Annotated in this window: 11 protein-coding genes, 1 tRNA gene and 2 pseudogenes; 12 read left to right on the forward strand and 2 right to left on the reverse strand. The window is 62.7% G+C overall.

All coding sequences use genetic code 11. The annotated features are described in order from the left end of the window. The gene (locus tag VGN62_RS10890; RefSeq protein ID WP_327453660.1) at window positions 1-513 is read right to left on the reverse strand and encodes a MarR family winged helix-turn-helix transcriptional regulator; all 513 of its coding nucleotides are present in this window, start codon (window positions 511-513) and stop codon (window positions 1-3) included. Between the two features lie 78 nt (window positions 514-591). On the opposite strand from VGN62_RS10890, the gene VGN62_RS10895 reads away from it, so the two are divergent. The 3 genes from VGN62_RS10895 (at window position 592) to VGN62_RS10905 (ending at window position 4000) form a co-directional block, all read left to right on the forward strand. Next, on the forward strand, window positions 592-1677 hold the full coding sequence (locus VGN62_RS10895; protein WP_327453662.1) for a branched-chain amino acid aminotransferase: 1086 nt from the start codon (window positions 592-594) through the stop codon (window positions 1675-1677). Between the two features lie 56 nt (window positions 1678-1733). Further along, window positions 1734-1808: transfer RNA gene (locus VGN62_RS10900), tRNA-Gln, on the forward strand. A gap of 113 nt (window positions 1809-1921) precedes the next feature. After that, window positions 1922-4000, forward strand: a complete 2079-nt coding sequence (locus tag VGN62_RS10905) for an integrase (protein WP_327453664.1) — start codon at window positions 1922-1924, stop codon at window positions 3998-4000. Between the two features lie 183 nt (window positions 4001-4183). Here VGN62_RS10905 and VGN62_RS10910 read toward each other — a convergent pair whose 3' ends face one another. Then, window positions 4184-5062, reverse strand: coding sequence for a LysR family transcriptional regulator (locus tag VGN62_RS10910; RefSeq protein ID WP_327453666.1), 879 nt, complete (start codon window positions 5060-5062; stop codon window positions 4184-4186). A 96-nt stretch (window positions 5063-5158) separates the two neighbouring features. Here VGN62_RS10910 and VGN62_RS10915 point away from each other — a divergent pair, with 96 nt between their 5' ends. The 9 genes and pseudogenes from VGN62_RS10915 to VGN62_RS10955 all read left to right on the forward strand — a co-directional run. Beyond that, on the forward strand, window positions 5159-5968 hold the full coding sequence (locus VGN62_RS10915) for a type 1 glutamine amidotransferase domain-containing protein (RefSeq protein ID WP_327453668.1): 810 nt from the start codon (window positions 5159-5161) through the stop codon (window positions 5966-5968). Beyond that, the gene (locus tag VGN62_RS10920; RefSeq protein ID WP_114818813.1) at window positions 5968-6426 is read left to right on the forward strand and encodes a VOC family protein; all 459 of its coding nucleotides are present in this window, start codon (window positions 5968-5970) and stop codon (window positions 6424-6426) included. The genes VGN62_RS10915 and VGN62_RS10920 overlap by 1 nt, the downstream gene beginning before the upstream one ends. Further along, window positions 6426-7532 carry an NADH:flavin oxidoreductase/NADH oxidase gene (locus tag VGN62_RS10925; protein WP_414713275.1) on the forward strand — a complete coding sequence of 369 codons (1107 nt, stop codon included), beginning with the start codon at window positions 6426-6428 and terminating at the stop codon, window positions 7530-7532. The genes VGN62_RS10920 and VGN62_RS10925 overlap by 1 nt, the downstream gene beginning before the upstream one ends. After that, complete coding sequence (locus VGN62_RS10930) at window positions 7529-8680, forward strand: L-dopachrome tautomerase-related protein (RefSeq protein ID WP_327453672.1); 1152 nt, start codon at window positions 7529-7531, stop codon at window positions 8678-8680. The genes VGN62_RS10925 and VGN62_RS10930 overlap by 4 nt, the downstream gene beginning before the upstream one ends. Before the next feature lie 76 nt (window positions 8681-8756). Beyond that, window positions 8757-9497, forward strand: coding sequence for an SDR family oxidoreductase (locus tag VGN62_RS10935; RefSeq protein ID WP_327453674.1), 741 nt, complete (start codon window positions 8757-8759; stop codon window positions 9495-9497). A 111-nt stretch (window positions 9498-9608) separates the two neighbouring features. Further along, window positions 9609-9902 carry a putative quinol monooxygenase gene (locus tag VGN62_RS10940; protein WP_062344850.1) on the forward strand — a complete coding sequence of 98 codons (294 nt, stop codon included), beginning with the start codon at window positions 9609-9611 and terminating at the stop codon, window positions 9900-9902. Window positions 9903-10358: 456 nt separating this feature from the next. Next, on the forward strand, window positions 10359-11498 hold the full coding sequence (locus tag VGN62_RS10945; RefSeq protein WP_287407862.1) for a glutathione-independent formaldehyde dehydrogenase: 1140 nt from the start codon (window positions 10359-10361) through the stop codon (window positions 11496-11498). Between the two features lie 31 nt (window positions 11499-11529). After that, window positions 11530-11847 (forward strand): annotated as a pseudogene (locus VGN62_RS10950) (DJ-1/PfpI family protein); the annotation flags it as partial. A 58-nt stretch (window positions 11848-11905) separates the two neighbouring features. Then, window positions 11906-12226: pseudogene (locus VGN62_RS10955) on the forward strand (ATP-binding protein); the annotation flags it as partial. Window positions 12227-12501: the final 275 nt, after the last annotated feature.

Raw genomic sequence — 12501 nt, forward strand, 5'->3', positions numbered from 1 at the left:
CTAGCCCCCGTCCTTTCCGAGCATCGCGATCCGGCGGCGCTCGCGCGGCGGCACCAGCGCTTCGCTGACCTGCCAGAAGCCCGTCACCGCCTGCTGTCCCGCGTGGGTGTAAGCGCGGCTCATCGTGTCGCGCAGCGTGGCGAAGATCGTGCTCTCGACCGCGCGGCCGGCGTCGGTCAGCCGCAGCTCCTTTTGCCGGCGATCGCGGTTGCCGGGACGCGTCGTCAGAAATTCGCGCGCTTCCAGCTCTTTCACGACGCGGCCGAGCGATTGCTTGGTGATGCCGAGCAGCGCGAGCAGGTCCGAAATCGTCAGCCCGGGCTGACGCGCGATGAAATAGAGTGCGCGATAATGCGCGCGCCCCAATTCTTTTTCGGCCAGCCGCGCGTCGATCGCGCGCCACAGCGACGCGTGCGCGAAAAACAGAAATTCGATGCCGCGGCGCACCTCGTCTTCACGCAAGAAAAGGGCAGAGGCGGCGGGTACTTGTGAAAGAAAATTGTCATCCGGCATAGCCACTACCGTTGCGCGCCGCGCCGGTCTTTGGCAAGAGGCGCGCTCCTTAAACCCCAAAACCACAGGTGTTTTCGCATGTCCGCTCCCGCCTTCACCCATCTGCCGCACCCCAATCTGATCGCGGACGATGTACGGGCGGCGGCGATTGCCGACCCGGCGTTCGGGCGCGTCTTCACCGACCATATGGTGTCGATCCGCTATACCGAGGGGCAGGGCTGGCACGATGCGCAGGTCATGCCGCGCGGCCCGCTGACGCTCGATCCCGCGACCGCGGTGCTCCATTATGCGCAGGAAATCTTCGAAGGGCTGAAGGCGTACCGCCTCGATGACGGTTCGATGGCGCTGTTCCGGCCCGAAGCCAATGCTGCGCGCTTCAACGCGAGCGCGCGCCGCATGGCGATGGCCGAACTGCCCGAGGAATTGTTCATTGCCGCGGTGAAGGAAGCCGTCGCCGCCGACGCGAACTGGTTCCCGCCGGTCGACGGCGGCGCGCTGTATCTGCGTCCCTTCATGTTTGCGAGCGAGGTGTTCCTCGGCGTCAAACCCGCGTCGGAATATCAGTTCCTCGTCATCACCTCGCCCGTCGGCAATTATTTCAAGTCGGGCGCGCCCGCGATCTCGCTCTGGGTGTCGGAAGATTATACCCGCGCCGCGCCCGGCGGCACCGGCGCCGCCAAATGCGGCGGCAACTATGCCTCCAGCCTCGTCGCGCAGCGTGAGGCGATCGCCAAGGGGCACGACCAGGTCGTATTCCTCGACGCCGCCGAACATCGCTGGATCGAGGAACTGGGCGGCATGAACATGTTCTTCGTCTTCGACGACGGCAGCATCGTCACCCCGCCGCTGACCGGCACGATCCTGCCGGGGATCACGCGCGACGCGATCATCACGCTGGCGCGCGACGCCGGGTTGACGGTGCGCGAGGAACCCTATGCGATCGACCAGTGGCAGGCCGATGCGGAAAGCGGTAAGCTCACCGAAAGCTTCGCCTGCGGCACCGCCGCGGTGGTGACCCCGGTCGGCAAGGTGACGCGCGGGGACAGCAGCTTCACGATCGGTGCGGGCGGCCCGGGGCAGGTCACGACGAAGCTTAAGGACAAGCTCGTCGACATCCAGCGCGGCCGCGCCGAAGATCCCTACGGCTGGGTCACGCGGCTTTAAGTCGCCAACTTGCCATTCATGTCGGGCGCGCTATAGACGCGCTCGCAACCGGCCGTTGGGGCGTCGCCAAGCGGTAAGGCAGCGGCTTTTGATGCCGCCATGCGCAGGTTCGAATCCTGCCGCCCCAGCCAGCCGGTGCTGTGCCTCAGCCAAGGAACGGAAAACCCCAGGTTTCTCCCTTAACTGAGCAAGGCCGACCATCGCAGTGGCATCAATTGCTACCAGTGGGTGGAGCCAGTGCCTGATGCCAGCAATCGAAAATGTGAACCGTCGCGGGGCCACCTACTGGTGGCGTCGCCGGGTGCGCTTCGCTGGACGGCTTGAACGTCCTATAACCATCGTAACAACGGTCAGCCTTCTGACGAAGGACCAGTCGGTCGCGCGACGGCGCGCGGTCGCAATGACCGGCCGAAGCGAGGTTGTGCGAATGAGCTTATACGAACGGATCGAGCAGGAAGGACTGACCAGCGAGCAGGTGAACCATCTCTTTCGAGAGGAGATGGTGCGGTATCGCAACATGCTGGCGCATCAGTTGGCGGTGATCGAGAAGGACGGTGAGGGCAATGTCACGGCTCGCTTCCACCAGATGCTTTCGATCTATGCAGCGTTTAACGGCGATTTCATCGCAAATGGCTTCGACGACTATATGGGCATCGATTACATCGGGTCATTCGACAAGCGCTTTCCGTCGCTGGACGACGAGGCCCGTGCCAATCTTTATGCAATGCTTTCCCAAGCCGGCGATGTTCCAGGCAATTTGCTGAATGAGGCAAAGGCATTGCTGGAGCGGCTCGACATCGAGCCAGCGGCTGACCGCATCGAAATTGCCCGGCAGATCATGTGTGGGGCACGGTTGACGGCCGCGGCAACCTACGACAGCCCCGAAGTTCGCGCCATCGAACACAGCTTGGCGCTCATGAACGCGCTCGGGCGAGCGCCTCCCCAGACTTCGATGCCTCCCCCGATCTCCGCCCCCGCGCCTCCAAACGCGTGGACCGCCAGCACCATTGTGCCTGCGCCAGCGTCGACATTCAGCGATTCGCAGAACTATTATGCCGACCTTAGCCCGATGCAGGCGGTAGAAAAATATATGGAGCTGAAACCAAAGGCCCGTGGACGGGACGACGCGCCGGTGTTGAACGAGGGTGCGAGCCCCAAAAGGCGCAAATCGCAGCCGAAAGTCTGGGGTGCCAGCCAGAAGCGTCAATTCAAGGCCGCGCCCTTTCTTTTCGGCAAGTCGAACAATGGCAAGGCCCTGGCAGCAACAAGCCAAGAAGACCTCAACCGGCTTTACGACCAGTTGAACCGGTTACCGTCGTCGCATCATAAGTCGCCCCGTCATGAAGGGATGTCATTGGAGGACATTTGCAGCGAGGCGCTCGATCGTCTTGCGGAAGCAGAGGAGCAAGGTGAAGAAGTTTCGATCACGATCGGACTCGACGTAGGCACCATCAACCGCCATTTCGCCAACCTCAAGAGATTGTGCTCGTGGCTGGCGACAAAGACGCCCATGGCGCCGCTTGATTTCTCGGATTTCATCCTCGAGGAGGATGACATGGACGAGCGCAACGAGCGCGACCCCTATACGATTGCGCAGGGCGAGGAATTGTTTCGTCTCGGCATATGGACCGGCGGTACGGGCGTCGATTTGCCTCAGCGTTTGTCCGTGACGCCGGGAGGCTCGATTTGGCACGACGCAGCCTATTGGGTCATGCCGCTGGTCTGGTATTCAGGCATGCGACGCGAGGAAGCTTGTAAGCTTTTGGTCGACGATATCGGCGAAGAAGACGGTATCTTTTTTGTCAACATCAGGAAGACGTCCGCGGGCGGCGTCAAGAACGCGACCAGCGTCCGTAAGATTCCTATTTGCGACGAGCTGCGTCGCTTGGGCTTCCTGCATTATGTCCAAGCCATGAACGAAGCTGGCGAGCAGTACCTCTTTCCAGAAATCCAGCCCGGTCGCACAGGGCGTGCGCTGGGGGATGTCTTTTTCAAGAATGTATGGCTTCACATTAAGCAACGTCTGACGCTCGTTAAGCCGGGACAGGCGGTCCACAGCGGCCGGCATATGGTTAGCACTGAACTGAAGATGCTACAGACGTTCGAAGAATTTCGGTCGGACCTCCTCGGTCAAAAGACTGGTGGGGAGAATGCGAGTCGATACGCGAGCGCCACGCGCCTCCAAATCTTGTTCGATATTGTAAACCAGATACCCAAGGTGACAGCCCATCTGCCAGATGCCGTAGAAATCCGGTTGCTACCCGTTTGCATGCGGGGCGCGCGGCCAACTCGCGAGAGCGCCGGGCGGCGCAAGCGCGGTTGACACCATGTCGGACTAAATATCAAATAATCACTGGGTGGCTAAGCCATCGTTTACGGCCGCTATGCGCCCACATCCGGCCGTTCGGCCTTGTCGCCGACGATCCCGAAAGCCGCCGTTCGTTCGCCAGCGCTCAACTGGTTCAGAACCGAAATTGTGCTGACGGCCCAGCAGGCGTGGCCACAATTATATTTGGAGTGCAGCAATCAGGGCGTCCCGAGCCATGGCCACGCGCGGGTGTCGCAGCGATGAGCGTGCCCAGACGAGGTAGTAAGCGTTGCGCGGCACCGTGACCGGGGCGGGTATCTCGATCAGCGTGCAGGCAGCGCGTTCGATGTGGGTGAGATAGCCTGGCAGTACCGTCCAGCCGAGATCCGCGCACAATCCCGACCGTAGCACCCTCAAATCGGGCGCGGTCAAGGCGGGCTGGCTCGTCAGTTCGATCTGGTTTGCCTCAAGCCAGGTCCGCAGCAGCGGCCGGTCGAGATCGTAGGCGAGGTGGGCCGTCCGGTCGAGCCCTTCTGCCAACGGCAACGCGGCAATCCGCTCCGCCACAGCGGGAGAAGCTACGGCGCGCAGGTGTTCCTCGCCCAGCGCATGAAAGGCCAACCGCGCATCTTCGGGTTGCGAGGCGGTGACGGCCAGGTGCACCTTGTCTTCGAGCAGCAAGGCATAGAGCGCCTCGCGCCCGCCGATGTGCAGGCGCAGGTCCAGCCCTGCTTCCAGCAGCGGGGCCAGCCGGGGCGTGATCATCTCTCCCAGCAGGTCCGACGGCGCGGCGATGTGGACCGTGCCCGAGATGCGCGACGATCGGGCCCGCGCGCTGGCCAGTGCCGATTCCGCCGTGTCGAGGCTGCTTCCGATCGAAGCCGCGAGATCGTCGGCAATCGCTGTTGGTCGAACACCCCGCGAATGGCGATCGAACAAGGGACGGCCCAATTGCGCCTCGAGCGATGCGATGTGCTGCGACGCCGCCGGTTGGGTGATGCCGATTGCCCGGGCCGCCTCGCTCAGTGAACGACGGCGGTAGACTTCGACGAAGGTGCGCAACTGCAAGAGGGACATTCCGGTTCCATAAGCAGATTTATGGCCGCCCGCCATTCCCTTTGGATTTCATGATGTCGTTCCCTGCGTATCTAGGCCGCCGACAGGAACGATCGAATGCAAAATCGCCGCCAATTGCTGCAAGCCCTCACCGCTGTCCTGGTGGCGGGCGCGGCGCCGGCGGGTGCGTTTGCTCGTGTTCCCGACATCAATGGAAAAGGACAATTGACGATGACCCGCATTCTCATGGTGGCCACCTCCGCCGACCGCATGACTCCCGGCACCGAACCGACGGGTGTCTGGCTCGAGGAACTTACCACCCCCTATTACGCCTTCCGTGATGCGGGCGCCGAGGTGATGCTTGCCTCGATCAAGGGCGGCGCCATCCCCGTCGACCAGCGCAGCGTCAACGCCGACGGCGAGAACGACGCTTCGGTCGAGCGCTATCTGAAGGACGAGGCCCTAAAGGCCGAGGTTGCCAGCACCCCTGTATTCACAAGCATCGATCCCGCCGGCTACGACGCGCTGTTCCTGCCCGGCGGCCACGGCACTATGTTCGATTACCCCGTCAGTGACGAACTGGCCCGCCTGGTCGAACGCTTCGACCGCGAAGGCAAGATCGTCGCCGCCGTCTGCCATGGACCGGCAGGGCTGGTCTCGGCAAAGAAGGCCGATGGCACGCCCTTCGTCGCCGGTCGCCGTGTCGCGGGCTTCACCGACAGCGAGGAACGCGCGGTCGGCCTCGATCAGGCGGTGCCGTTCCTGCTCGAAACGCGCCTCAAGGAACTTGGGGGCAAGCACGAGGGCGGCCCCGATTTTGCCCCCTTCGCCCTGCGCGACGGCAATCTGGTGACCGGCCAGAACCCCGCCAGCGCTACCCGCACCGCGGAGCTCGTGATGGAAGCCCTCAAGGACAAGGACGCCTGATCATGCGGTATCTCCACACCATGCTGCGCGTCGCCGATCCCGAGGCGGCGGTCCGGTTCTTCACGCTGCTGGGTCTCAGGGAGACCCGGCGCATGGAGAACCAGGCCGGGCGTTACACGCTGATCTACCTTGCCGCCGACGAGGATTTCCGCGGCGACGGCGAGCAGGGCGATGCCGAGGTCGAGCTGACGTACAACTGGCCGCCCGAGGATGGCAGCGCTTCCGAGAAATACACGGGCGGCCGAAACTTCGGCCATCTCGCCTACGGGGTCGACGACATCTACGAAACGTGCGCGCGGCTGCAGGCGGGCGGCGTGACGATCAATCGCCCCCCGCGTGACGGATACATGGCGTTCGTCCGCTCGCCGGACGGGATCTCGATCGAACTGCTCCAGAAGGGCGAACACAAGGCTCCGGCCGAACCCTGGGCCTCCATGCCCAACACGGGCGAATGGTGATGGCGAAATTGTTCGAACCGATTGAGGTTGGCGGGCTGCGGCTCGCCAACCGCATCGTCATCGCGCCGATGTGCCAGTATTCGGCAGTCGACGGCGCGATGACCGACTGGCACCAGATGCATCTCGGCCAGTTGGCGCTCTCGGGCGCGGGCGCGCTAACGATAGAGGCGACCGCTGTCAGCCCGGAAGGGCGCATCACCTACGGTGACAGCGGCCTGTACGATGACCGCACCGAAGCGGCGATGCGAAGCGTGCTCGAAAGTGTGCGCCGTTGGTCGGACATGCCGCTGATCATCCAGCTGGCCCATGCCGGCCGCAAGGCGAGCTGCGCCAAGCCGTGGCACGGCGGAACGCAGATCGCCCCCAATACGGAGAATGGCTGGCAGACCGTGGCACCCAGCGCCATTCCCTTCGCTCCGGACGACCATCCCCCTGTCGAACTGGACAAGTCAGGGCTTGCCCGCATCCGGGAGGCCTTCGCCGACGCCGCCCGCCGCGCCGGCAGGCTCAGCATCGATGCCGTCCAGATCCACGCGGCGCATGGCTATCTGCTCCACGAGTTTCTTTCGCCGATTTCCAACCGGCGCGGCGATGAATACGGCGGCAGCCTCGACAACCGGATGCGGTTCCCGCTCGAAGTGTTCGATGCCGTGCGCGAAGCGTTTCCCGTCGACCGCCCGGTGACCGTTCGCGTTTCTGGGACCGACTGGGTTGAAGGCGGCTGGACAGCGGAGGAAACCGCATTGTTTGCACAGGAGCTGGAGCGGCGCGGTTGTTCGGCAATCCACGTCTCCGGCGGCGGGCTCGACCCGCGCCAGCAGATCCCTGTCGGTCCCGGCTATCAGGTGCCGCTGGCGCGGACGGTCAAGGACGCGGTCGCCATGCCTGTCGTGGCGGTCGGAATGATCACCGATCCGCACCAGGCGGAGCGCATCCTCGAAGACGGGCATGCCGACGCCATAGCGATAGCCCGCGCTGCGCTGTGGGATCCGCGTTGGCCCTGGCACGCCGCCGCCGCGCTTGGTGCATCGGTCAAGGCGCCCCCGCAATATCTCCGGTCCGAGCCCCACGAAGCGGGCCGCATCCTCGAGGAAATGACCCCATGAAAACCTCCGTCAAACTGCTTCTTGCCGGTGGCGCTGCCCTCTCGCTTGCCGCCTGCGCGATGACCCGCGAGGGTGCATCCGCGCCCCAGATCGAACAGGTCGCGACCTTCGATGGCGCGATGCCGACTGGCGTGACCGTCGCCCCCAACGGGCGCATCTTCGTCAACTTCCCGCAATGGGGCGATAACGCGCCGTTCACGGTTGCCGAGCTGGTCGACGGCAAGGCGGTGCCTTATCCCGACGCCGCGACCAACCAGCCCGATCCGGCCGACCCGGCTGGGCATTTCATCTCGGTGCAGAGCGTGGTGGCCGACGGCGCCAATCGCCTCTGGGTGCTCGACACGGCGGCGCCCAAATTCTCTCAACCACAGGCCGGCGGTGCAAAGCTGGTGGCAATCGACCTTGCGACCGACCGGGTGGTGAAGACGATCGTCCTGCCGCCCAGCGTGGTGCTGCCCACGACCTACCTCAACGACGTGCGCTTCGATCTGCGTCAGGGCGCCGAGGGCGTCGCCTACATCACCGACAGCAGCAACGAGGGGATCGGCGGCATCATCGTCGTCGATATCGCCAGCGGGCGTGCGATCCGGCGCCTGTCAAACCATGCGACGACCAACCCTGAGCCCGGCTTCACCCCGGTCGTCGACGGCGCGGTGCTCATGAACCGTCCCGCCGATGGACCCGCGACGCCGGTAGCAATTGCGAGCGACGCGATTGCGCTCAGCGCCGACGGTAGCCTGCTGTATTACGGTCCGCTGTCGGGCCGCACGCTGCACGCGGTGCCCACGGCGTTGCTGCGCGATCCCGCGGTGTCCGAGGAGGAGCTGGGCCGCGCGGTCCGCAGCCTGGGGCGCAAAGGCGCCTCGGACGGGATTGCCGAAGACGACCGGGGCCGCGTGTTCGCCGGCGATTACGAGAATAACGCGATCCGCATGCTCGACCAGGGCCTCTGGACGACGGTGGTCAGCGACCCGCGCATCAGCTGGCCCGACACGTTGTCGATCGGCACCGACGGATATCTCTACTTCACCGCCAACCAGCTCCACCGCCAGCCCGGCTTCCACGGCGGCCGAGACCTGCGCCGCAAGCCCTACGAGCTGCTCCGCATCAAGGTGGGCGCCGCTCCCGTCCTGTTGCGCTCGCGGTGACCCCATCAAGCCGGGCGGGCTCCCGCGGGGCCGCGATCCGGCGAAAAATCAACAACTGACTTGAAGGAATACAATCATGACAAAGGGTATCGAAGGCAAGGTCATTCTCATTACCGGCGGCAGCACCGGCATCGGCGCGGAAACCGCGCGTCTTCTCGCGGAACGCGGCGCCAAGGTGGCCATCGCCGCGCGGCGCAAGGACAGGCTCGACGAGGTCGTCGCGGACATCGCCGCAATTGGCGGCACGGCACGTAGCTACGCGCTGGACGTGACCGACAAATCGGCGGTCCAGTCCGTCGTCGCCGCAATCATTGCCGACTTCGGCCGCCTCGACGTGCTGATCAACAACGCCGGGCTGATGCCGATCCGTCCGATGGCCGAGGTCAACACCGACGAGTGGGACCAGATGATCGACGTCAATCTGAAGGGTACGCTCTACGGCATCGCGGCGGCCCTTCCCGGTTTTCTCGAGCAGGGCAGCGGTCACATCATCAACTTGAGCTCGGTTGCGGGCATCAAGGTCTTCGCACCGGGCGGCACGGTCTACTCCGGCACCAAGTTCGCCGTCAGCGCGATCAGCGAGGGCTTGCGCCACGAGGTGGGGGAAAAGGTCCGGGTCACGTCAATCGAGCCTGGAGCTGTCGAAAGCGATTTGAAGTTCACGACCTCTGGCGCGGCCGCCGAGACGGTGCTGGACTTCTACAAGCAGGCCATTCCGGCGGCATCGGTGGCGCGTGCTATCGCGTTCGCTGTCGAACAACCTGATGACGTCGACGTAAACGCGATCGTCATCCGGCCGACCGCACAGGAGTTCTGATTTCCACGAGGAGGCGGGGCCGCGTGTGCTCCGGCTCATGGGGAACGCACCGGCCCGCTCGTCCGTTACCTTGCCGTATAATATCTGTCCGTTTCACTTGAGGAGTCATTTATGCCCAAACTTGCCCTGTATGTACCACTGAAGGCCAAGCCCGGAAAAGAGCGCGATGTCGCCGATTTCCTGACCTCGGCATTGCCGCTCGTTCAAGCTGAGGCGGGCACTCTGACCTGGTATGCGATCGAGGAAGGTCCCGGTGCGTACGCGATCTTCGATACGTTCGACACAGAGGAGGATCGGCAGGCCCATCTTGACGGCAAGGTTGCCGCCGCACTGATGGACAAGGCAGAGGAACTGTTCTCTGAACCGCCGCAGATTCACAAGTTCACCCTGCTGGCCGCGAAATAGCGGAGCGGTCGGCACCCTAAGCTGCTGTTTGGCTGCAGGGTAAGGCTCGTGTTTCATCCGGAATGGATGGCCCGGCCGAATCGGGAAATGAATAAATGAATACGACAGGCCATCCGCGATAGTGGATGGCCTTTTCTTTTGCGCTTATTACACTTCTGAATTTACTGATAAAGCGCCGGTGATGTGTCGCGACGTAGCGGCTCGATTTTTTCGCGGGAGATTTTTGGGAACATCAATTTGGCGCGTTGTTCGCCCGTTCTGGCCCAGTCGTTCAGAAAGCCGCCGTGAATCGCTCCCAGGATGGCCCAACGCGAAGGAACCTCTCTGTTGGCGGAAGGTTGAGTAAACTGCGATCACTTGAAAGGTGCCATGTCCTCTGCCGTTGCGATGAACAGGATCATGACCACGCTCTCGATCTGATGACGCGTTGAGAAGAGCCGCGAAAGGAAAAGATCCGTGAAAGCTGTCGTGTACAACGGGCCCAAAGATGTTTCGGTCAAAACCATCGATGATCCCAAGATCGAAAAGCAGACCGATGTTATCATCCGGCTGACCACGACCAATATCTGCGGGTCGGACCTTCACATGTATGAGGGCCGTACCAGCTTCGAGAAGGGCAGGGTCTTCGGTCACGAAAACCTTGGCGAGGTCATCGAAGTCGGCTCTGCCGTAGATCGTATCAAGAAGGGCGATCGCGTGTGTATGCCGTTCAACGTCGGTTGCGGTTTCTGCGAAAATTGCGAACGCGGTTTGACGGGTTTCTGCCTCACGACCAACCCTGGAACCGCCGGCGCAGCGTATGGCTTTGCCGAGATGGGTCCGTGGCAAGGTGGTCAGGCCGATTTGATGCGCGTTCCTTATGCGGACTTCAATTGTCTGAAGCTGCCCGAGGACGCCGAGGAGAAAGAGGATGACTATGTCATGCTCTCCGACATCTTCCCGACGGGTTGGCATGGCGTCGAACTGTCAGGCTTCCTGCCTGGCGAAAGCATCGCGATCTACGGCGCCGGTCCGGTCGGCTTAATGGCCGCGCACTCAGCCGAAATCCGCGGTGCCTCTCAGATCTTCGTGGTCGATTCTCACGATGACCGTCTGAAACTGGCCGAGGCGATGGGCGCTATTCCTATCGACATGCGCAAAGGCGATCCCGCCCAGCAGATCCTTGACGCGACCGGCGGCCTCGGGACCGACCGGGGGGTCGAGGCGGTCGGATACCAGTGTTGCGATCGCCACGGCAAGGAGCGCAGCAATTACACGATGAACTGCCTCGTCAAAAGCACGAAGGCCACCGGCGGAATCGGCGTCGTCGGCGTGTTCATTCCGGAAGACCCGAACGCGCCCGACGATCTCCAGAAGGAAGGCAAGATGGCGTTCGACTTCGGCAACTTCTGGTTCAAGGGTCAGAAGATCGGTACCGGCCAGTGCAATGTAAAGCATTACAACCGGCGGTTGATGAAGCTTATCGAGCAGGACCGGGCCAATCCTGCCCAAATCATCTCGCACCGACTGCCGCTTGATCAGGCACCAGACGCCTACAAGCATTTCGACGAGCGCGATGCTGGTTGGACGAAGGTCGTGCTCAAGCCGGGCACCTGACCTTGGTCTTCGACGGAATAGGAAATAAATCATGACTTTAGAAGGCAAATCAGTTGCCATTCTGATCGCACCCCGCGGGACGGAAGAACCAGAATTCTCGAAGCCCAAGCAAGCTGTCGAGGACGCTGGTGGCAAAGTGACCGTGGTCAGTTTTGGACCGGGCAAGGCTCGCACAGTCAATGGCGATCTTGACGAGGGCGGCAGCTATACTATCGACAAGACGTTTTCCGAGGTCAAACCCGACGATTTCGACGGACTTGTTGTGCCCGGAGGGACTGTCGGTGCCGACAAGCTGCGCGGCAGCGACGAGGCAATTGGTTTCATCCAGGCTTTCTTCGATCAGAAAAAACCTGTTGCGGCTATATGCCATGCACCCTGGACCTTGATCGAGGCGGGCGTGGTTGAAGGTGGTGACACGCCTCGAAGAGGAGACCCGGATCGGCAAAGGCGGGACCCTGGCGGCGCAGCTGTCGCGGCTCGACCTGATCGTGCTCGACGAGCTCGGTTATCTGCCGTTCGCCCGCTCGGGAGGGCAGGTGCTGTTCCACCTCATCAGCAAGCTTTATGAGCGCACCAGCGTCATCATCACCACGAACCTCGCCTTCGGTGAATGGCCGACCGTGTTCGGCGATCCCAAGATGACCACGGCGCTGCTCGACCGCGTCACCCACCACTGCGATATCGTCGAGACGGGCAACGACAGCTGGCGCTTCAAAAACCGCAGCTGATAGCCACCTTCGGCGCCTTCAAAAATCTATCTTGCGCTGCGCGCGCCTCCGGTCGGGCTACGCCCGCCCTCCGCCGCACGCAGCGCAAGGCCATCTTCAACAAACCAGCATCATATCCGAAAGGGGGTCCCTCTTCGACGCCGATCGGGGGTCCCTTTTGAACGCCGTTTGACAGACCGGGGGAGCAATCAGGCCCGGCGCATTCTCGACAAAATGATCCGCGCGGAGTCACTTCCTATCTCGTGAACAGTTGCACGGCGCTGCGCAATTCGACG

It is taken from the genome of Sphingopyxis sp. (genome assembly GCF_035998905.1).
Taxonomy (GTDB): Bacteria; Pseudomonadota; Alphaproteobacteria; order Sphingomonadales; family Sphingomonadaceae; genus Sphingopyxis.